This window comes from Winogradskya humida (assembly GCF_016862215.1).
GTDB lineage: Bacteria > Actinomycetota > Actinomycetes > Mycobacteriales > Micromonosporaceae > Actinoplanes > Actinoplanes humidus.
On the sequence record NZ_BOMN01000077.1, the window covers coordinates 35,738 to 55,553 of the forward strand.

Below are 19,816 nucleotides of genomic sequence, written 5' to 3' on the forward strand. Positions count from 1 at the left end.
GCCGCGACAAGTGTCAGACCCCTCCGACACAATCGGTGCCGTGACGACAGCCATCCATCAGCGCATAGCCCAGGAGCTCCAGGTCCGCGAGGGCCAGGTGACCGCGGCGGTCGAACTGCTCGACGGCGGCGCCACCGTCCCGTTCATCGCCCGGTACCGCAAGGAGGTCACCGGCACCCTCGACGACCAGCAGCTGCGTGTTCTCGAGGAGCGTCTCGGCTACCTCCGCGAGCTCGAGGAGCGCCGGGCCGCGGTGCTCGAGTCGATCCGCTCGCAGGGCAAGCTCGACGAGGCCCTCGAGACGCAGATCCTGGCCGCGGAGTCCAAGGCCCGCCTCGAGGACATCTACCTGCCCTACAAACCCAAGCGGCGCACCCGCGCGCAGATCGCCCGCGAGGCCGGCCTGGAGCCCCTCGCCGACCTGCTCGCCGGCGATCCCTCGCGCGATCCGAAGGCCGAGGCGGAGTCGTTCGTCGACGCCGGGAAGGGCATCGCCGACGCGACCGCCGCGCTGGAGGGCGCCCGCGCGATCCTCATCGAGCGCTTCGCCGAGGACGCCGACCTGATCGGCTCGCTGCGGGAGCGCATGTGGACCAAGGGCCGCCTGGTCGCGAAGGTCCGCGAGGGCAAGGAGACCGACGGCGCCAAGTTCTCCGACTACTTCGACTTCGCCGAGCCCTACACGAAGCTCCCGTCGCACCGCATCCTCGCGATGTTCCGCGGCGAGAAGGAGGAGGTCCTCGACCTCACCATGGAGCCGACCGCCGACGAGGACGACGCACCCGCGTTCGAGGCCGCGATCGCCGGCCGGCACGACATCAGCGACCACGGCCGCCCCGGTGACCGCTGGCTGCTCGACACGGTGCGCTGGGCCTGGCGGACCCGCATCCTGATCCACCTCGGTGCCGACCTGCGGGTGCGCCTCTGGCAGGCGGCCGAGGACGAGGCCGTCCGGGTCTTCGCGGCCAACCTGCGGGACCTTCTCCTTGCCGCGCCCGCCGGCACGCGCGCGACGATGGGTCTCGACCCCGGCTTCCGTACGGGTGTGAAGGTCGCCGTCGTCGACGGCACCGGCAAATGTGTCGCCACGTCGACGATCTATCCGCACGTCCCGCAGAACAAGTGGGACGCCTCGATCCACACGATCGCGCAGCTCGCCAAAGAGCACAATGTGGACCTCGTCGCGATCGGCAACGGCACCGCGTCCCGCGAGACCGACAAGCTGGCCGCCGACCTGATCAAACGGCACCCCGAGCTCAACCTCACGAAGGTCATGGTGTCGGAGGCGGGTGCGTCGGTCTACTCCGCTTCTGTGTACGCATCGCAGGAGCTCCCCGGCATGGACGTCTCCCTGCGTGGGGCGGTCTCCATCGCGCGCCGCCTGCAGGACCCCCTCGCCGAGCTGGTGAAGATCGACCCGCGCTCGATCGGCGTCGGGCAGTACCAGCACGACCTGTCCGAGGTGAAACTCTCCCGCTCCCTCGACGCCGTCGTCGAGGACTGTGTGAACGCCGTCGGCGTCGACGTCAACACCGCGTCGGCCCCCCTGCTCACCCGGGTCTCCGGCATCGGCGCGGGCCTCGCGGAGAACATCGTCCTGCACCGCGACGCCAACGGCCCGTTCCGCAGCCGCACCGAGATCAAGAAGGTCGCCCGCCTCGGCCCCAAGGCCTTCGAACAGTGCGCGGGCTTCCTGCGCATCCCCGACGCCGACGACCCGCTCGACGCCTCCAGCGTCCACCCGGAGTCCTACCCCGTCGTCCGTACGATCCTCGCCGACGCGGGCACCGACCTGCGCTCAGCCATGGGCAACAGCCCCATCCTGCGCGCCCTGCGCCCGGAGAAGTTCGTCACCGACACCGTCGGCCTCCCCACCATCACCGACATCCTCAAGGAGCTCGAAAAGCCGGGCCGCGACCCCCGCCCCGCCTTCACCACAGCCACCTTCGCCGACGGCGTCGAAAAGATCGCCGACCTCTCCCCCGGCATGATCCTCGAAGGCGTCGTCACCAACGTGGCAGCCTTCGGCGCCTTCGTCGACATCGGCGTCCACCAGGACGGCCTCGTCCACGTCTCCGCGCTGTCCACCAAGTTCGTCACCGACCCCCGCGAGGTCGTCAAATCCGGCGACGTCGTCAAGGTCCGCGTCGTCGAGGTCGACCCGGTCCGCAAACGCATCTCCCTCACCATGCGCCTCACCGACGAACCCCGCCAGGGCGGCCGCAGCGGCCCCCGCGACGGCTCCCAGCCCGCTGCGGGCCGTGAGGGCGCGGGCCGTGACGGCGCGGGTCGTGACGGCGCCGGGCGTGGTGGGCAGGGCGGCGGTCGCGGTGGTCCGGGCGGACGTGGCGGCCAGAGCGGCCAGGGCGGCGGCCAGCCCGGCGGCGGTCGCGGCGGCCAGGGCGGTTCAGGCCGTGACGGCGGCGGCCGAGGCGGGCAGGGCGGCGCGGGCCGTGACGGACAGGGCGGCGGTCAAGGCGGCGGCCAGGGTGGCGGCCGCGGTGGCCAGCCCCGCCAGGGCGGCGGCCAGCAGCGCGGCGCGGGCCAGTCCTCGCAGAACTTCAACGGCGGCGCGATGGCGGACGCCCTGCGCCGGGCCGGTCTGACCAAGGACTGACAACCACCGGGCGCGCCGCTCCACGCGGCGCGCCCGTTCCCGTCCCGGAGGTGGCACGCACATGCACGCAGGGCAGCGGTTCGCTGAGTTCGCCGTCCGGGAGGCCCGGGGCGTCTCACCCACCTATGAGCGGCTGGCCACGGCGGTCAGCGCCGACACCGCCCTGCTGACCCTGCTCACCGGGCTCCCTCCCGCCAAACAACAACCGAACCTGCTGTTCGGCGTGATCCGCCTGCTCGGCGGCCCGGTCGACGACCCGCGCGCCTTCCACGACTTCACCCTGGCCCACTGGCCGGCCGTCCTGGCCGAACTCCTGGCCCGGTCGACACAGACGAACGAACCCGGGCGCTGCGCCCCGCTGCTTCCGGTCCTGGCATCCCTCAGGCAGCCCCTCGCACTGCTCGAAGTGGGCGCCTCAGCGGGCCTGAATCTCTTCCCCGACCAGTACGCCTACCGCTACACCGGCACGCCCGGCCAACCCGGCCCCCCACACCTGCCACCGGTTCCCGGCCGCGCAGACACCAGCATCTCCGCCCAGCTCGGGACCCCACGCCTGCCACCGGTTCCCGGCCGCGCAGACACCAGCACCTCCGTCCAGCCCGGCCCCCATCACCCGCCGCCGGTTCCCGGCCGCGCAGACACCAGCACCTCCGTCCAGCCCGGGACCCCACACCTGCCACCGGTTCTCGACTGCGCGGTGACCGGTGCGATGCCGGCGGCGCGGCTGCCCGAGGTCGTCTGGCGTGCGGGCATGGATCTCCATCCGCTCGACGTGACCGATCCCGCGGACGTCGCCTGGCTCGATGCCCTGATCTGGCCGGAGCACACGCACCGCCGCACCCGCCTGCGCGCCGCCGCCACGATCGCCGCGGCCGACCCGCCGCACCTGGTCACCGGCGACCTGGTCGACGACCTCGCGGCCCTGGCCGGGCAGGCCCCGCCGCACGCGGCGCTGGTCATCTTCCACACGTCGGTGCTCTACCAGGTGCCGCCGGAGCGGAAGTCCGCCTTCACCACGCTGGTGCGCAATCTCCCCGCGCACTGGATCTCCATAGAGGCACCGGAGGTCCTGCCCTTCCGCGATCTTCCCGCCCCACCGGACGACCGCCTCCACAACGTCCTCGCCCTGGACGGCGTCCCCCTGGCCTGGGTCGAGGGCCACGGCCAGGCCATGACCTGGTTCGGCCGGGTGTAGAGGACGGAAGGCCGCGGGTCAGGGCCGGTTGCGTATCGCGGCCTCGAGCCGCAGACCCAGCCCGCTGATCACGAGCAGCCCGGCGAAGAAGTACGCGTCGGCCGACGCTGTCGGCCACCGCGTTCATCGCCGCGACGAGGAATCCCGCTGCCAGGGCGAGTGTGCCCAGTACGCGGACGGCGTACCCGCCGCCTTTTCTGGTGTCCAAGGTCAGCGGCGTGGGTCGCAGTTGGGGAGCCATTGGGCGGCGAGGGTGTCGACGTCCTCGCGGGTCAGGGGGCTGCCGAGGTCGCCGGTGTGGGGGCACGGGCGGAGGCTGTCGATGAAGAGTTGCAGGTAGCGCGAGTAGGCGTCCGGGCGGATGGTCCGGCTGTGGTGTGCCACCTCGCTGACCATCAGGAGACCGACGAGCAGGTCCTGGATGGTGATGTCGCGGCGCAGGGTGCCTTCGGACTGGGCGCGGTCGACGAGCTGCTGGACGTACGGGATGATGCGCTCGCCTTTTTTGGCCGGGTCGTGGGTGCCGAAGCCTGCGCTCAGGGCGACGTCGCGCAGGCCGCGGTCGGCGGCGTGGATCTCGGCTGAGCGGCGCAGCAGGGTGGTCAGCCCGTCCCAGCCGGTCGGTGCGTGCTGGGACTGCTCGGCGATCTCGACCATTTCGTCGAAGCGGCTCTTGAGCACCTCGTGGACCAGCGCTTCCTTCGTCGGGAAGCGGCGGTAGACGGTGCCGACACCGACACCGGCGTGGTGCGCCACGTCGTCGAGGGTCGCGGCGAGGCCGCGCTCGGCGAAGACCTCGCGGGCGGCTTCGAGGACGCGCAGGCGGTTTCTCTCCGCGTCGCGCCGCAACGGCCGACAAGACTCCGTGGACGCCTGGGCATCCGTGGACGCCTGAGCGTCTATGGCCACCCGAGAATCCATGGCCACCCGAGAATCCATGGCCACCTGAGGTTCCGAGGAGGCCACTTGAGGATCCAGGGCCACCTGAGAGTCCGGAAGCGCGCTGCCGATGACAGACATGTTTCCCAGGTTAACAAACGGAGCGAGCCCCTCAACTTTATGTGGGAAGTGCAACAACCGGAGGCAGATCCTCAACTTTGTGGCTAGCGTTCCGAATGCGGAGTACGAACCTCAACTTAGCTCGACGGCGAAGGAATCCCATGACAACGACCACCGCACGGCAGGCCCCGGTCCAGGACCGGGCGTCGACTGGCAACGGCAGATGGTGGGCACTCGTGGTGCTCGCCATGGCCCAGCTGATGGTGGTGCTCGACGCCACGATCGTGAACATCGCGCTGCCCACCGCCCAGGGTGACCTCGGCTTCTCCGACTCCGGGCGGCAGTGGGTCGTCACCGGTTACGCCCTGGCGTTCGGCAGCCTGCTGCTGCTCGGCGGGCGCCTGTCGGACTCGGTCGGCCGCAAGAAGATGTTCATCATCGGCCTGATCGGCTTCGCCCTCGCTTCCGCGCTCGGCGGCGCCGCGAACGGCATCGAGATGCTGATCATCGCCCGCGTCCTGCAGGGCGCCTTCGGTGCCGCGCTCGCCCCGGCGGCCCTCTCGCTGCTGTCGACGACGTTCACCGAGCCCACCGAGCGCGGCAAGGCGTTCGGCATCTTCGGCGCCATCTCGGGTGCCGGCGGCGCGGTCGGGCTGCTGCTCGGCGGCGTGCTCACCGAGTACGCGTCCTGGCGCTGGTGCCTCTACGTCAACCTGCTCTTCGCCGCGGCCGCCGTGCTCGGCGCGATCTTCAAGCTGCACGACGAGCCGGTGCAGAACCGCGACCGGCTCGACTGGCCGGGCATCGTCACCGCGGTCGGCGGCCTCGTCGCGCTGGTCTACGGTCTCGGCAGCGCGGAGAGCGACGGCTGGAGCGACCCCAAGACGTTCGGGTTCATCATCGCCGGCGTCGTCATCCTGACCGTGTTCGTCCTCATCGAGCGTCGCGTCGCCAACCCGCTGCTCCCGCTGCGCGTCGTGCTCGACCGTAACCGCGGTGGCGCGTACGCCGCGGTCGGCATCGCCGGTGCCGGCATGTTCGGTGTCTTCCTGTTCCTCACCTACTACCTCACCGCGGTGCTGGGCTTCACGCCGATCCAGACCGGCCTGGCGTTCCTGCCGATGCTCGCCGGCATCATGCTCACCGCCACCACGGCCGGCTCCATCCTCACGCCGAAAATCGGCCCGCGCCCGCTGGTCCCGCTCGGCGCGCTCATCGCCGCCGCCGGCATGGTCTACCTGACCCGCATCAACCTGGACTCGAGCTACGTCACCGCCGTCCTGCCCGGCCTGATCGTCACCGGCCTCGGCATGGGCCTGATCTTCGCGCCGACCCAGAACGCCGCCACCTCCGGCGTCCAGCACCACGACGCCGGTGTCGCCTCCGCGATGATCAACACCATGCAGCAGATCGGCGGCTCCATCGGCACGGCGCTGCTCAGCTCGTTCGCCGCCACCGCCGCGGCGAACTACGCCATCGACCACGCCGCCGAAGGCCCGCAGGCCCAGGCCCTGGCGATGATCCACAGCTACCACACGGTCTTCTGGTGGTCAGCCGGCTTCTTCCTGCTCTGCGCCGTCATCTCCGCGGTCACCTTCCGCAGCGGCCCCCTCGACGTCGACCCTGACGCCGCCCCGGTGATCGCCCACTGACCACCCCCCGGCTAACCGCCGGCGAACGAACCAGCTGAACGACTGACGCCCAGGCCACCCCGGCCTGGGCGTCAGCCACGTCAGCCCATCCCACCGCACCGCACCGCCGTTGGTTCAGCCACCGCACCGCCGTTGGTTCAGCCAACGCAGTGCCGTTGGCATACGGCCCCTGCGAGGACCGCTCACGCGAAGCCGGCGACGGAGAACAACACAAACCCGGCAGCGGCCAGCGGCACCGCAGTCAGGACGACCCGGGCCCGCTCCCGCCAGGAACGCGCGAGCCATACCACCAGCCCCACCGCGATGCCGACCTCGAGCAGCGCGGTCCAGAGCGGCTCGATGCCATAGTCCGGGCCGCCGATCCGCAGTGTGAGACGTATTGCCTCAGTGACCAGAACAGCGACAGGCACGGCGAGGGCAACAATTCGCGTACGCGCCAAAGCGCCCGCGCCCCCGAACACCAGCCCGGCCACGACGCCGAACCCCATCCACATGACCGTCGTGGAGTTCCCCATCACCGCGTAGTCGTCGTGCTGGATCAACGCCGCCGCGAGGTAATAGCTCGGCGAAGCCACGACGAGCATCACGCACGCCCCGGCGACAGCGGGCACCGCACGCCACCGCCGCCCCAGCAGCACGAAGAGAAACGCCGCCACCGCCCACACCGCCGGCGAGTTGCCCAGGTCCCCCAGCGGGAACGGCACGAACTTGATACACACGAAGTCCAGGAAGCCGAGCAGGAACCCGGCGACTGGGGCGTACACGAAGAGGGTCACGGGTAAAGACCCTAAACAGCCGATAACGCACAGGGATCGGCTCCCGGACCGAGCCGGATCGGCCGAAAGTGAGATCCGCCCCGCCCGGATACAGTCTCCGATCATGACCCGACGTGCCGTAGCGATGCTGGCTGCCCTGGCCGCGCTCACACTCAGCGCCGGCTGCGGCACCATCGTGCAAGGCATCGCCGCAGGCGACGGCCCCGGCCCCGGCACCGGCGACTGCACAGCGACCGGCGACGAAGGACCACCCACCAGGGTCGCGATCGATCACAACGGCTTCGAGGCCAAGCACATCGGCCACACCGCAGACGGCGGGCAGTTCTTCCTGACCGAGCCGTTCGACCCCGGCACGGAAGGCGATGACAACGCCCGCGGCTTCGTGGCGCTCTACCTCTTCACCGCCGACGGGACGTTCACGAAGGCCGAGATCGACGAGGCGGACACCAGGGCCGAGACGAAACGCATCATGCGCCAGCGCCTCGACGAGCTCGGCAAGGTGACCTCCGACCGCATCGAGGTCGCGCCGTTCGAGGTGAAGGAGTTCGGGGAGAGCTTCGGCCTGATCGCCACCGCCCCCGCGACGGCGGACGACATCTGGTGGGTGACCGCCCAGCCCGGCGACTACATGGCCTTCTCGGCCCCCTGGGACTGCGGCGAGTACGACACGTGACTAGCGCTTCACGGGCCAGATCTTGATGTCGCTGAACGCCACCTCGTACGGTCCCTGCACCGGCGCGTACTGCTCGTTGTAGATGCCGAGCGCGACTCTGCCCGTACGCATAGCCTTGTCGTCGGCCTCGACCTCGCCCACCAGCTCGCCGTCGCGCAGCACCTCGAGGACGTCGTCGGCCACCGTGATCGTGATGCGGGTCGGCGGGGCCCCGACCCCGATGGGACTGTCGTCGAGCGGGAACGTTTTGAGCACCTCGATGTCAGCGCCCTTGTGGGTGCCGACGTAGACGTTGCGCTCGCACACGCGTACCTGATAGCCCTGATTGACCCTGAAACGCACCCAGATGGCGGCGCAACTGTTGCGGGTGAGCAGCTGGACACCCACCTCGGCCTGCAGGTTGTCGGGTTCGGCGTCGGCCGGCCCGCGGCAGCGGAAGACGCCCTTGGTCTCGCGGTGGACCACCAGTGAGCCGCGGAACGAGCAGCTCGCCTTCTCCCCGGCGTCGTCGGACGGCTGCCACAGCCGCTCCTGCGTCAGCGCGTCCGCCAGCACGGGCGCCTGCTCGTCGGGGCCTTCCGCGACCCCGCCGGACGAGCGGCCGGTGGGCCAGAACGCCACCGCCATGCCACCGGTCGCGAGCACCGCGACGATAAGCAGCACGATCGCGAACGGCAGCACCCACGGCCGGCGCGGGTGCCGGTCGCGGGTGAAGATGCCGGCGCCGGAGACCGGCTGCGTGATGATCGTGTCCTCGCTGTAGCCGACCTCCGAGACCGGTTGCGTGACGATCGAGTCCTCGGTGTAGCCGACGATCTCCGGCAGCGGCGCGATCGCGGTCAGTTGCCGCCCCGAGTGGTAGCCGGTGGCGGCCTGCGCCTCGTGCGCCGCGACGGCCAGACCGGGCTGATGGGCGAGGGCGGCCGCGGCCGGTGCGGCCTGCTGCGGGCTCGTGACCAGCAGGTCGAGCAGCTCGCGCGCGGTGGGCCGGTTGGCCGGGTCCTTCTCCAGGGAGTGCGCGACCAGGTCGTGCAGCTGCCCGCTCAGACCCGACAGATCAGGCGGCCGGGTCAGGATCCGGGCCGCGGTGGCAGGCGGCGATCCGGCAGAGAAGGGGGTACGCCCGGTGCCCGCGAAAGCCACGACCCCGCCCCACGCGAACACGTCGGCCGCCGTGGTCAGCACCGCCGCCGGATCGTCGCCGAACCGCTCGGGCGCCATATAGGCGACAGTGCCCACCATCTGATCGGTACGGGTGTGAGCAGCCGTGGATTCCAGGGCGCGCGCGATGCCGAAGTCGATGACCTTGGGACTGCCCGGGGCGAGCAGCACGTTGCGCGGCTTGAGATCGCGGTGGATGATCCCGGCGCCGTGGATGGCGGTCAGCGCGGTGGCAACGCCGATCGCCACGCTGTGCAGGTTGGCCGAGGTCAGCGGCCCGCGTTCCTCCACCACCTCGGCGAGACTAGGCCCGTCGACGTACTCCACGACGAGGTACGGCTGCTCGTGGTCCGGGTCGGCGTCGAGCACCTCGGCGGTGCAGAACGGCGGTACCTGGCGTACCCGTTCGACCTCGCTGCGGAACCGCCGCCGGAACTCGTCGTCATGGGCGAGGTCCGCACGGATCATTTTCACCGCGACCAATGTCCCGCCCGCGCTCCGGCCGAGATAGACCGTGCCCATGCCGCCCTCGCCGAGCCGCGCGAGCAGCTCATAGGGCCCGAGACGGCGCGGGTCACGCGGACGCAGCGAGGTGGTCCGCTCCTCCGCCATGCAGTGCTCCTACGCCCCCGGCCTCGCCCCGCGCGCCCGCACGCGCGGACCCTTCACCCCCGACAGAAAAGCACCCTATCGGGCGACGTCACCGGCGCGAAGTCCCGGACGGCGTATGCCGCAGAACCGACACCGGATCGGCCCGGGGCAATTGCGGGGAGTTATCCACAGGGCGGGTCACGGGACCGCCACGGCGTCCCGTACCGCGATAGATTTCCGGAATGGGTGCAGGGTCATGACGCCGACACAGCTCCGGGCCTACTCGGCGGTCGTGCGTCAGGGCTCGGTCAAGCAGGCCGCTGCCGGGCTCGGCGTCTCCGAGTCGGCCGTCTCCCTGCACATCGGACAGTTGCGCAAGGAGTTGGGCGACCAGCTCTTCACGCGTACGGCGGCGGGGCTGGCCTTCACCCCCGGCGGCCTGCGCCTGGCGAGCCGCGCCACCGAGCTCCTCGGCCTGCAGGACCGCACGGTGCTCGAGGTCAGCGCCGCCGGCCGCGGCCGGCGCCTGCTGCGCATCGCCGCGTCCAGCCTCTTCGCCGAGCACGCCGCCCCCGGCCTGCTGGAGCTCTTCGCGAAACGCGCCGCCGACCTCGACGTCGAGCTGAGCGTCCGCAACCCGGCCCACTTCGAGTCGCTGCTGCTCTCCCGCTCCGCCGACATCGCCATCGGCCCGCACCCCGGCGCCCCCGACCCGGCCCTGACCAGCCGCCCGGTGATGAACTACCGGGTCATCCTGACCGTCGCCCCCGGCCACCCCCTCGCCGGCATCCCCGCCGGCCCGCAACGCCTCCGCGACCAGCTCTGGCTGCTCGGCCCCTCCGCCGCCGCCGAGGCCGGCCTGGTCCCGTCCATCCTGCGCCGCCTCGGCGTCCCCGAGGACCACCAGCAGATTTTCCAGAGCCACGCCGCCGCCCTCACCGAAGTCAAGCGCGGCAAGGGAATCACCGCCGGCCTCTCCTTCACCATCGCCCAGGACGTCGCCCGCGGCGACCTCGTCCACCTCACCGGCCCCCAGGTCGCCTTCGACGCGGTCTGGCACTCCCTGCTCCTGACCGGCGACAGCACCTCCCCCGCCGCCGAGCTCAGCCGCTTCGCCTCAACCCCCCGCGCCATCCAGGCCATGATGCGCGGCGCCGGCGTCACGGTCGGCCACTTCAAACCCTCGATCCACGTCACCCTCTGGAGCTGAACCGGCCCACGCCGCTCTCCAGCCGGTGGGGCTGAGGCCCGGTGATCAACCAGGCCCGTCGCAGCCCGGCCCCAGCGTGCCACCGCGGCGGTGCCTGCGCCGTCCACGCCGGCAAGCGATCCGCGACCCGGCCCTCAAAGCCTGCCCCAAAACCGGCCCTCAAGCCTGCCCCAAAGCCTGCTCTCAAAGCCGGCCCTCAAAGCCTGCCCTCAAGCCTGCCCTCAAGCCTGCCCCAAAGCCTGCCCTCAAAGCCGGCCCTCAAAGCCGGCCCTCAAGCCTGCCCTCAAGCCTGCCCTCAAGCCTGCCCTCAAGCCTGCCCTCAAGCCTGCCCTCAAGCCTGCCCTCAAAGCCGGCGCGAGATCCGGGAGGTCACGATCTCGGGGATCGCGGTGGCGAGGTCCGCGAAGGTCGCGGCGGGCAGCAACCGGTCGCAGAAGGGCAGGGCAGCCGCCATCCCACCGGTCACCGGGGCGAAAGCGTCCGCACCGGCCCGCGGATTGAGCCACACCGTCCGATGTGCGCGCCGCGCGAGCCGTGCCATCACCGCCCCCAGCTCACCGGGCGGATCACTGTCCCACCCGTCGGACCCGATCACCAGCACCGACCCCCGCACCAGGTCACCGTGATGCGAGGCGAGCAAGGACCGCAACGACCCCGCGATGCGGGTGCCCCCGAAACGATCCGTGACGAGCTCACCCGCGCGGGCCACCGCCGCCCGCGGATCGGTACCACGCAGGGTCACCGTCAACCGCGTCAGCGACGTCCCGAACGCGAACACCTCCGCCTCGGTCACCGCCGCAAACGCCCGCAACAGATGCAGGTACGCCTCCGCCTGAGCCTGCATCGACCGGCTCACGTCACACACCAGCACGATCCGCCGCGCCCGCAGCACCTTCCGCGCCCGCACCAGCACGATCGGCTCCCACCCCGTACGCCGGGCCCGCCCCAGCGTCGCCCGCACCGAGATCCCCCGCCCGGTCACGCCGTACTCCCGCCGCCGTGACCGCCGGACCGGCCACGTCACGGACCGCAACCACTCCCCCAGTAACGCGACGTGATCAGCGTCCAGCTCCTCAAACGGACGGTCAGCAAGCCCCACCAGCGCACTGGCCCGCACCCGAGGAACCGCGACCCCCTCACCACCCACCGCAGCATCAGCGACAACCGCCGGCCGCGTAGCCCAAGGCAACCCACCCCCATCAGGTACGCCCGAACCCGCCGGCACACTCACAAAAGCCCCACCCCCACCGCCCATCTCCCCCCGCGGCCCCACCAACGCGGCAGCCTCCTCGAACACCCCGGCAAAAACCCGATCAAAAACCCCAAGATCCCCCTCCCGCCGCACCAACGTCACCCGGGCCACCCAGTACAACTCCCCCCGATCCCGAGGCACCGCAACCTCCAAAGCCCGAACCAGATCCCCCGCCCCGGTCAACCCACCCCTAACCCCAGCCCCCCGCAACCGCTCCACCAGCCCCACGGCAAAAGCCGCCCGATCAACCCCCGCCATCACCCCACCCACCGCCTCCCCCGCTCCCCCTCACCAACCGCAAGCCCAACCCGGTCACCGCCCGTCAGCCCCACTCCGAGCGATGAACCACCCGACGTGGCACTGACCTACTTGCGAGCGACGAGCCACACGACGACCCCGACAACGGCCGCCACGGCAACCACCGCGGGCACGATCCGCTTGACCACCGACCGCCCCGCGAACCCCATGAGGTCCAGCGCCTCCGGTTCGGGCGACTTCGCTGCCTGGTCCGGCAAGGTGCCGGAAGGACCCGCGTCCGACGAACTCGCCGCGTGAACCGAAGGGGCGGCGGAGGGGTCCACAATGGCCCCTGCGGCGGGCGCCAGCGATTCAAGCGATGCCGCCGCCGCGACGGTGGGCGCAGCCGATCGAAGCTGGGCCGCAGGTGTCGCCGACGCCGCCGCCGCGGACGACTCAGGCGCGGTCGTGGTCGGGACCGCCGACGATGTCGCATCCTCATCAGCCGGGACAGGCGCGAGCACCGGGACAGCACCGGTCGCATCGGCCGCCCCACCGGAAGCGACCGACCCAGAAGCAACCGACCCAGAAACATCCGACCCAGAAACATCCGATCCAGAAACATCCGATCCAGAAGCCACCGGCCCAGAAGCATCTGAGCCAGAAACACCCGAGCCGGAAACGCCGGAAGACAACGCCCCCGAACCCACCCCGGAAGCCGACGGCTCGGACGTGGACGGCTCGGCGAGTTTGGCTTCGAGGTTGGTGACGAACTGGGTGAGGATCTTGCCGGAGATCTCTTTGATCATGCCGCTGCCGAACTGGGCGAGTTTGCCCGAAACCTTGAGGTCGGTGTCGACGCTGACCACCGTGTCGTCGCCCGCGGGGTGCAGCTGGGCCGTCACCACGGCGCTGGCGTTTCCGGCCGATCGGGCGTCCCGGCCGCGGGCGTCGATCACCGCGCGGCGGGTCGTGTCGTCCTTCTCCACGAAGCGGGCGGTGCCTGCGAAGTCGGAGATGACCGGCCCGACCTTGACCTTGACCCGGCCCGCGTACGTGTCGCCGTCCACTCCGGTGAGCTGGGCGCCGGGCATGCAGGGGGCGATGCCGGCCAGGTCGGTGAGGACGGTCCAGGCGTGGTCGATCGGGGTGTGGACGGTGAACTCGTTGGTGATCTTCATGGGGTCCCCTCGGGGAAGGCGGCGGTGAGCTGGGTGAGGTCGTCCGGTGTTTTGGCGAGGGCGCCGAGGGTCGCGGGGAGGCCCGGGGCCAGGAGGTCGGTCACGCCGAGCACGGTGAGGGCGGCGACCCAGTCGATGGTTTCGGCCATGCCGGGGGCCTTGTCGAGCTCGAGGGTGCGGGCGCGGGCGACGAAGGCACCGGCGGCGCCGATCAGGGTGGCCGGGGCGCCGGGGACCGTGCGGCGGACGATCTCGGTGGCGCGGGCCGGTGCCGGGTATTCGATCCAGTGGTAGAGGCAGCGGCGGCGCAGGGCGTCGTGCAGGTCGCGGCTGCGGTTGGAGGTGAGTACGACGGTGGGTGGCCGGACCGCCGTGAACGTGCCGAGCTCGGGGATGGACACCGCGTGCTCGCCGAGGAATTCGAGCAGCAGCGCCTCGAACTCGTCGTCGGCGCGGTCGATCTCGTCGATGAGCAGGACCGGGGGCACCGGCCCGGGGTGGCGGACGGCGCGCAGGACCGGGCGGTCGAGCAGGAACTCGGCGGTGAACAGGTCGGCTTCGACGAGTTTCTCCCGGCGGGCCTCGGCCAGCCGGATCGCGAGGAGCTGACGCTGGTGGTTCCACTCGTACAGGGCTTCGCTGACGCCGAGCCCCTCGTAGCACTGCAGCCGGATCAGGTCCGCGCCTAGCGCACGGGCCAGCGCTTTGGCCGCCGCGGTCTTGCCGACGCCCGGTTCGCCCTCGAGCAGCAGGGGACGACCGAGCCGCGACGCCAGGAACAGGGCCATCGCGAGCCCGTCATCGACCAGGTAGTCGACCGTGTCGAGCCGGCGCCGGACGTCGGCGGGATCAGCGAACACGCAGGAGCCTCTCGTAGTCCGCCGGGGTGTCCACGTCGATCGGCACCGGCCCCGCGACCGGAACCTCGGCGAACGGCCCGCTGTGCAACAGCTTCCAGACGGCTTTGTCACCGTGCAGCGCCCGCAGCGCGCCGAACAGGGCCCGCCCGAACCAGAACGGATGCCCGAGCCCGTCGTCGTAGCGGCCCACGGCGACGGGCGCCCCGGTGGACCGCACCGCGTGGATCGCCTGAAGACTCACCCCGGGCTGGTCACCGAGGAGCAGCACGATGCCGTCGGACCGGGGCGACACGGCTGAGACACCGGCGCTGACCGACGACCCGCAGCCCGTACCCACGGTCGGAACGGCCTTCGCCCCACCGAGATCAACCCGCTCAGCGAGCTCAGGCCTGATCGTGACGATCAGCTCGTCGAACCCCGCGCTCAGAGCCACGGTCAAGGACGCTTCCAGCAACGTACGCCCACCGTACGGCAGCAGCTGCTTCGCCCGCCCACCCCCGAACCGCACCGAGTTCCCCGCCGCGAGCACCAGCCCCGTGATCATCAGGCCCTGGCCAGAAACGCGTCGCGGCACCCCGTACCGCAGAAGTAATGATCGCCGGCAACCACCGCACCCGGACCCACCACCACGGTCATCCCGCACACCGGGTCGACCTCCGTCCGCGGCCCCGGCAGCACCGCGGCAGCGGGTGCGGCAAGCCCGTCCGCCCGCACGGCCCGCACCACCTCACCCATGATCGACAAGGCGATCTCCTGCGGCGTACGCGCCCCGATGTCGAGCCCCGCCGGAGTGTGAATCCGCGCCAGCTCCGCACCCGTGAGCCCCAGCCCGTCGAGCACCACCGCCCCACGCCGCCGGCTGGCCACCAGAGCCACAAACCCGACCCCGGCATCAAGCGCCGCCCGCACCGCTTCCCCGTCCCCGTCCCCCAGCCCCGCCACCACCGCAGCAATTGCCCCAGCCCCCGCAGCACCCGGCCCGACCTCACCCGGCCCGACACCCTCCGAGCCCAGGGCGGACGGCCCAGCGCCGTGCGGACCAGAAGGGGACGGACCGGCAACATGCGGACCGTAAGGAGACGGGCCCGCGACATGCGGGCCGGAGGACGATGGCCCGGCGATGTGCGGGCCGGAGGACGACGGCCCGGCGATGTGCGGGCCGGAAGCGGGCAGGCCCGCGACATGCGGATCCGGGGCGGTCGAGCTGGAATCCGGCGCGGGCGGGGAGGCGGGGGTGACCTCCCATTCCAGGAAGGTGGCGAGGGAGGTGACCGCGCGGGCGATCGGGGTGTCGCCCGCGACCAGGAGGATCGGGGCGGGCAGGACCGGGCGGAGGAATATCTCGATGGCGCCGCCGGAGTGGCAGGGGTTGACCACGACGAGGGCGCCCGGTGCCTCGGGGAACTCGGCCGAGGACTCGGGGAGGACGCGCAGGAGCAGGGTGCGGCCGTCGCGCAGGGTGTCGAGGGCGGCGGCGCGGACCGTGCTGGTGGCGCACTGGCCGCCGACGAAGCCTTCGATGGAGCCGTCCTCGAGGATGACGGCGGCGTCGCCGGGGCGGGCGGAGGTGGGTTCCTGGGCGCGGACGACGGTGGCGTGGACGAAGGGGCGGCGCTGGAGGGTGAGGGCCGCGACGCGGTCCGTGATGGTCGCCATCAGATCGGCGGCTGCGCGGTGCCGCGCATCGCGTCCCAGACCCGCGACGGGGTGAGTGGCATGTCGGCGTGACGGACGCCGTAGGGCTTCAGCGCGTCCACGACCGCGTTGACGATGGCCGGTGGGGATCCGACGGTGGCGGATTCCCCCACCCCCTTCGCGCCGATGGGATGGTGCGGTGACGGGGTCACGGTGAAGCCGGTCTCCCAGTCGGGCACCTCGAGGGCCGTGGGGATCAGATAGTCCATCAGGGACGCGCCGAGGCAGTTACCGTCCTCGTCGAACGAGATCATCTCCATCAGCGCCATGCCGACGCCGTCGGTGAGCCCGCCGTGGACCTGCCCCTCGATGATCATGGGGTTGATCCGGGTGCCGCAGTCGTCGACGGCGATGAAGCGGCGCACCTTGACCACGGCGGTGCCCGGGTCGACGTCGACGACGCAGATGTAGGCGCCGTGCGGGTAGGTCAGGTTGGACGGGTTGTAGCAGATCTGCGCCTCGAGCCCGCCTTCCAGGCCGTCGGGCAGGTCGCCGGCGCCGTGCGCGCGCATCGCGATGTCCTGGATGGTGACCGCGGTGCCGGGGTCACCCTTGACGTGGAACGAGCCCTTCTCCCATTCCAGGTCGGCGACCGAGACCTCGAGCATCGACGACGCGATCAGCCGGGCCTTGTCGCGGACCTTGCGGGCGACCAGCGCGGCGGCGGCCCCGGAGACGGGCGTCGAGCGGCTGCCGTACGTCCCGAGCCCGAACGGGGTGTTGTCGGTGTCGCCGTGCACCACGTCGATGTCGGCCGGCGCGATGCCGATCTCCTCGGCGATGATCTGCGCGAACGTCGTCTCGTGCCCCTGACCCTGCGTCTGCACCGAGAGCCGTACGACGGCCTTGCCGGTGGGGTGCACGCGCAGCTCGCAACCGTCGGCCATACCGAGTCCGAGGATGTCCATGTGCTTGCGGGGCCCGGCACCGACCGCCTCGGTGAAGAAGGAGATGCCGATACCCATCAGCTCCCCGCGCGTACGTTTCTCGGCCTGTTCCTTGCGCAGTTCGTCGTAGCCTGCCAGCTCCATGGCGAGGCGCATGGTCGGCTCGTAGTCGCCCGAGTCGTACTCCCAGCCGGTCTTGCTCATGTACGGGAACTGGTCGGGCTGGATGAAATTCTTCAGCCGCAGCGCGGCGGGGTCCATGTCCAGCTCGTACGCCAGGCAGTCCACGATCCGCTCGACGAGGTAGACCGCCTCGGTGATCCGGAACGAGCATGCGTACGCCACGCCGCCCGGCGCCTTGTTGGTGTAAACGGCCGTCATCGAGCAGTACGCGGCCTCGATGTCGTAGCTGCCCGTGAACACCCCGAAGAAGCCCGCCGGATACTTGACCGGGGCGGCCGTACCGTTGAAGGCGCCGTGATCCGCGAGGACGTTGGTCCGGATCGCCAGGATCTTCCCGTCGCGGGTCGCGGCGATCTCCCCGCGCATGATGTAGTCCCGGGCGAAACCCGTGGAGATCAGGTTCTCCGAGCGGTCCTCCATCCACTTCACCGGTTTTCCGGTGACGATCGAGCCGACGATCGAGCAGACGTACCCCGGGTAGATCGGCACCTTGTTGCCGAAGCCGCCACCGAGGTCCGGGGAGATCACCTGGATCTTGTGCTCGGGGATGCCGGCCACCATCGCGTAGAGCGTGCGGTGCGCGTGCGGGGCCTGCGTGGTCGACCAGAGCTTCAGCCGGCCCTCGACCGGGTCGAAGTCGGCGACCGAGCCGCACGTCTCCATCGGCGCCGGGTGCACCCGCGGGTAGACGAGATCCTGACTGACCACCACGTCGGCCTTCGCGAACACCGCCGCCGTCGCGTCGGCGTCACCGGTCTCCCAGTCGAAACAGTGGTTGTCGGTCTTGCCGTCGAGGTCGTCGCGGATCAGCGGGGCGCCCTCGGCGAGCGCCTGCCGCACGTCGATCACCGGATCCAGCACGTCGTATTCCACGTCGATCAGCTCGAGGGCGTCGCGGGCTGCGTACCTGTCGGTGGCGACGACGAACGCGACCTCCTGGCCCTGGAAGCGGACCTTGTCGGTGGCGAGCACGGCCTGCACGTCACCGGAGAGCGTCGGCATCCAGGCCAGCCCGAGCCCGGCCAGGTCGGCGCCGGTGATCACGGCCTTGACCTCCGGCAACGCGGCCGCGGCGGAGGTGTCCACGCTGACGATCCGGGCGTGGGCGAACGGCGAGCGCAGGATCGCGAGGTGCAGCATGCCGGGCAGCTGCACGTCGTCGGTGTATCTCCCGCGACCGCGGACGAAACGGGGGTCCTCCTTGCGCAGCATGCGCCCGAAGCCCATCGGTTTCTGATCGTTGTCCTCGAAGGACCGCTGTCTCGTATCGGTCACGACGTCACCTCCGAGGCGGCGTTCACGGCGGCCCAGCGGATGGAGCGCACGATCGTTGCATACCCGGTGCAGCGGCAGATCTGGCCGGAGATGGCCTCGCGGATCTCGCCCTCGCTGGGGTCGGGGTTACGGTCGAGCAGCGCACGGGCGGTCATCAGCATCCCCGGCGTGCAGAATCCGCACTGCAACCCGTGACACTGGATGAAACCCTCCTGCACCGGGTCGAGCTTGCCGTCCACGGCCAGGCCTTCGACCGTACGCACCTCGTGGCCGCCCGCCATGGCCGCGAGCACCGTGCAGGACTTGACCGGCTCCCCGTCGAGCCACACCACACAGGTGCCGCAGTTGCTGGTGTCGCAGCCCCAGTGGGTCCCGGTCAGCGCGAGCACGTCCCGCAGGAAGTGCACGAGCAGCAGCCGCCCCTCGATCTCCCGGGTCACTTCGTCGCCGTTGACGATCATGGTGACTTGCACTCAGGCCTCCCCGCGGGCGGCGCGGGCAACGGCCGTGCGCAGGGTGCGCACGGTCAGCTCCGCAGCCAGATGACGTTTGTACTCGGCGCTGCCACGCTGGTCGGTGGCCGGCTCGCAGCTCCGCGCGGCGATCTCGCCGGCCCGCGCGAACACCTCGTCGGAAGGCTCCTCGCCGCGTAGCGTGGCCGAGATCTCCGGGATGCCGGTGGTGTTGGGCCCCACCGCGGCGAGCCCGACCCGGGCGTCGGCGATCCGGCCGCCGTCGTCGAGCCAGACCGCGGACCCCGCGGACACCACGGCCCAGTCGCCCGCCCTGCGCTCCACTTTCGAATACGCACTGCCGCCGCGATCGCGCACCGGGAAGCGCACCTCCGTGAGGATCTCCCCGTCGGCCACCGCGGTCTCGTAGGGACCGCGATGGAAGTCCGCCATGCTCACCGTGCGGGTGCCGAGCGGACCCCGGATCACGCAGGAGGCGTCGAGCGTCGTGCACACCGCGGAGAGGTCCTCGGACGGGTCGGCCTGGCACAACGACCCGCCGAGCGTGCCCCGGTTGCGGACCACGGGATCGGCGATCACCCGCTCGGCGTCCCGGAAGATCGGGAAGACGCCGGCGAGCTCCGCGGAGTCGAGCAGCTCACGATGCCGGGTCAGCGCCCCGATCCGCACCACCCCCGGCTCGACGGCGATGAACCCGAGCTCGCCGTGCAGATCGTTGATGTCGATCAGATAGTCGAAGTTGGCCAGCCGGAGCTTCATCATGGGCAGCAGACTGTGCCCGCCGGCGATCAGCCGTGCGGTGTCACCGAACCGCCCCATCAGGGCGACGGCCTCGTCCACCGTGGTCGCGCGGGCATACTCGAACGGAGCGGGAACCTGCATGCCGCCATGCTCCGCGC

16 protein-coding genes and 1 pseudogene are annotated in these 19,816 nt (G+C 71.0%); 5 read left to right on the forward strand and 12 right to left on the reverse strand.

The features are described 5' to 3' along the window. The first annotated feature begins 40 nt into the window (after nt 1-40). Together Ahu01nite_RS27645 and Ahu01nite_RS27650 are read left to right on the forward strand one after the other, a co-directional pair. Nucleotides 41-2,617 carry a Tex family protein gene (locus tag Ahu01nite_RS27645; protein WP_203839568.1) on the forward strand — a complete coding sequence of 859 codons (2,577 nt, stop codon included), beginning with the start codon at nt 41-43 and terminating at the stop codon, nt 2,615-2,617. A gap of 61 nt (nt 2,618-2,678) precedes the next feature. Further along, entirely contained in the window at nt 2,679-3,812 is a 1,134-nt protein-coding gene (locus tag Ahu01nite_RS27650; protein ID WP_239159183.1) for a DUF2332 domain-containing protein, read from the forward strand. A gap of 210 nt (nt 3,813-4,022) precedes the next feature. Here the strand turns inward: Ahu01nite_RS27650 and Ahu01nite_RS27655 are convergent, their stop codons facing one another. Beyond that, nucleotides 4,023-4,721 carry a TetR/AcrR family transcriptional regulator gene (locus Ahu01nite_RS27655; RefSeq protein WP_239159184.1) on the reverse strand — a complete coding sequence of 233 codons (699 nt, stop codon included), beginning with the start codon at nt 4,719-4,721 and terminating at the stop codon, nt 4,023-4,025. A 251-nt stretch (nt 4,722-4,972) separates the two neighbouring features. On the opposite strand from Ahu01nite_RS27655, the gene Ahu01nite_RS27660 reads away from it, so the two are divergent. Beyond that, nucleotides 4,973-6,463 carry a DHA2 family efflux MFS transporter permease subunit gene (locus tag Ahu01nite_RS27660; RefSeq protein WP_203839569.1) on the forward strand — a complete coding sequence of 497 codons (1,491 nt, stop codon included), beginning with the start codon at nt 4,973-4,975 and terminating at the stop codon, nt 6,461-6,463. Nucleotides 6,464-6,645: 182 nt separating this feature from the next. Here Ahu01nite_RS27660 and Ahu01nite_RS27665 read toward each other — a convergent pair whose 3' ends face one another. Beyond that, nucleotides 6,646-7,239, reverse strand: coding sequence for a DUF6518 family protein (locus tag Ahu01nite_RS27665; protein ID WP_203839570.1), 594 nt, complete (start codon nt 7,237-7,239; stop codon nt 6,646-6,648). Nucleotides 7,240-7,342: 103 nt separating this feature from the next. On the opposite strand from Ahu01nite_RS27665, the gene Ahu01nite_RS27670 reads away from it, so the two are divergent. Next, a complete protein-coding gene (locus Ahu01nite_RS27670; RefSeq protein ID WP_203839571.1) occupies nt 7,343-7,912 on the forward strand; it encodes a hypothetical protein in 570 nt (189 codons plus the stop codon). Here Ahu01nite_RS27670 and Ahu01nite_RS27675 read toward each other — a convergent pair whose 3' ends face one another. Beyond that, nucleotides 7,913-9,685, reverse strand: a complete 1,773-nt coding sequence (locus tag Ahu01nite_RS27675; protein WP_203839572.1) for a serine/threonine protein kinase — start codon at nt 9,683-9,685, stop codon at nt 7,913-7,915. It abuts the gene before it with no gap. A 235-nt stretch (nt 9,686-9,920) separates the two neighbouring features. Between Ahu01nite_RS27675 and Ahu01nite_RS27680 the strand changes: the two genes are divergently transcribed. Beyond that, nucleotides 9,921-10,874 carry a LysR family transcriptional regulator gene (locus tag Ahu01nite_RS27680; RefSeq protein ID WP_203839573.1) on the forward strand — a complete coding sequence of 318 codons (954 nt, stop codon included), beginning with the start codon at nt 9,921-9,923 and terminating at the stop codon, nt 10,872-10,874. Nucleotides 10,875-11,217: 343 nt separating this feature from the next. Here the strand turns inward: Ahu01nite_RS27680 and Ahu01nite_RS27685 are convergent, their stop codons facing one another. The 9 genes and pseudogenes from Ahu01nite_RS27685 to Ahu01nite_RS27720 form a co-directional block, all read right to left on the reverse strand. After that, a complete protein-coding gene (locus tag Ahu01nite_RS27685) occupies nt 11,218-11,991 on the reverse strand; it encodes a vWA domain-containing protein (protein ID WP_239159185.1) in 774 nt (257 codons plus the stop codon). 180 nt (nt 11,992-12,171) lie between these two features. Then, nucleotides 12,172-12,384: pseudogene (locus Ahu01nite_RS52145) on the reverse strand (CoxE); the annotation flags it as partial. Between the two features lie 107 nt (nt 12,385-12,491). Continuing rightward, on the reverse strand, nt 12,492-13,544 hold the full coding sequence (locus Ahu01nite_RS27690) for an SRPBCC family protein (RefSeq protein WP_203839575.1): 1,053 nt from the start codon (nt 13,542-13,544) through the stop codon (nt 12,492-12,494). After that, nucleotides 13,541-14,404, reverse strand: a complete 864-nt coding sequence (locus Ahu01nite_RS27695; protein WP_239159186.1) for an AAA family ATPase — start codon at nt 14,402-14,404, stop codon at nt 13,541-13,543. The genes Ahu01nite_RS27690 and Ahu01nite_RS27695 overlap by 4 nt, the downstream gene beginning before the upstream one ends. Then, nucleotides 14,394-14,948 carry a nucleotidyltransferase family protein gene (locus Ahu01nite_RS27700; RefSeq protein ID WP_239159187.1) on the reverse strand — a complete coding sequence of 185 codons (555 nt, stop codon included), beginning with the start codon at nt 14,946-14,948 and terminating at the stop codon, nt 14,394-14,396. The genes Ahu01nite_RS27695 and Ahu01nite_RS27700 overlap by 11 nt, the downstream gene beginning before the upstream one ends. Then, on the reverse strand, nt 14,948-16,060 hold the full coding sequence (locus Ahu01nite_RS27705) for an XdhC family protein (protein WP_203839576.1): 1,113 nt from the start codon (nt 16,058-16,060) through the stop codon (nt 14,948-14,950). The genes Ahu01nite_RS27700 and Ahu01nite_RS27705 overlap by 1 nt, the downstream gene beginning before the upstream one ends. Beyond that, entirely contained in the window at nt 16,060-18,444 is a 2,385-nt protein-coding gene (locus Ahu01nite_RS27710; protein ID WP_203839577.1) for an aerobic carbon-monoxide dehydrogenase large subunit, read from the reverse strand. The genes Ahu01nite_RS27705 and Ahu01nite_RS27710 overlap by 1 nt, the downstream gene beginning before the upstream one ends. Then, nucleotides 18,441-18,917, reverse strand: coding sequence for a (2Fe-2S)-binding protein (locus Ahu01nite_RS27715; RefSeq protein WP_239159188.1), 477 nt, complete (start codon nt 18,915-18,917; stop codon nt 18,441-18,443). Before Ahu01nite_RS27715 ends, Ahu01nite_RS27710 begins: the two co-directional genes overlap by 4 nt. Further along, on the reverse strand, nt 18,918-19,799 hold the full coding sequence (locus tag Ahu01nite_RS27720; RefSeq protein ID WP_203839578.1) for an FAD binding domain-containing protein: 882 nt from the start codon (nt 19,797-19,799) through the stop codon (nt 18,918-18,920). Nucleotides 19,800-19,816: the final 17 nt, after the last annotated feature.

What these genes read in the sequence shown, in the direction of transcription:
- Ahu01nite_RS27705 (WP_203839576.1), bottom strand. Translation starts at nt 16,060, where the DNA reads ATGGCGACCATCACGGACCGCGTCGCGGCCCTCACCCTCCAGCGCCGC.
- Ahu01nite_RS27680 (WP_203839573.1), top strand. Translation starts at nt 9,921, where the DNA reads ATGACGCCGACACAGCTCCGGGCCTACTCGGCGGTCGTGCGTCAGGGC.
- Ahu01nite_RS27660 (WP_203839569.1), top strand. Translation starts at nt 4,973, where the DNA reads ATGACAACGACCACCGCACGGCAGGCCCCGGTCCAGGACCGGGCGTCG.
- Ahu01nite_RS27700 (WP_239159187.1), bottom strand. Translation starts at nt 14,948, where the DNA reads ATGATCACGGGGCTGGTGCTCGCGGCGGGGAACTCGGTGCGGTTCGGG.
- Ahu01nite_RS27675 (WP_203839572.1), bottom strand. Translation starts at nt 9,685, where the DNA reads ATGGCGGAGGAGCGGACCACCTCGCTGCGTCCGCGTGACCCGCGCCGT.
- Ahu01nite_RS27670 (WP_203839571.1), top strand. Translation starts at nt 7,343, where the DNA reads ATGACCCGACGTGCCGTAGCGATGCTGGCTGCCCTGGCCGCGCTCACA.
- Ahu01nite_RS27690 (WP_203839575.1), bottom strand. Translation starts at nt 13,544, where the DNA reads ATGAAGATCACCAACGAGTTCACCGTCCACACCCCGATCGACCACGCC.
- Ahu01nite_RS27650 (WP_239159183.1), top strand. Translation starts at nt 2,679, where the DNA reads ATGCACGCAGGGCAGCGGTTCGCTGAGTTCGCCGTCCGGGAGGCCCGG.
- Ahu01nite_RS27720 (WP_203839578.1), bottom strand. Translation starts at nt 19,799, where the DNA reads ATGCAGGTTCCCGCTCCGTTCGAGTATGCCCGCGCGACCACGGTGGAC.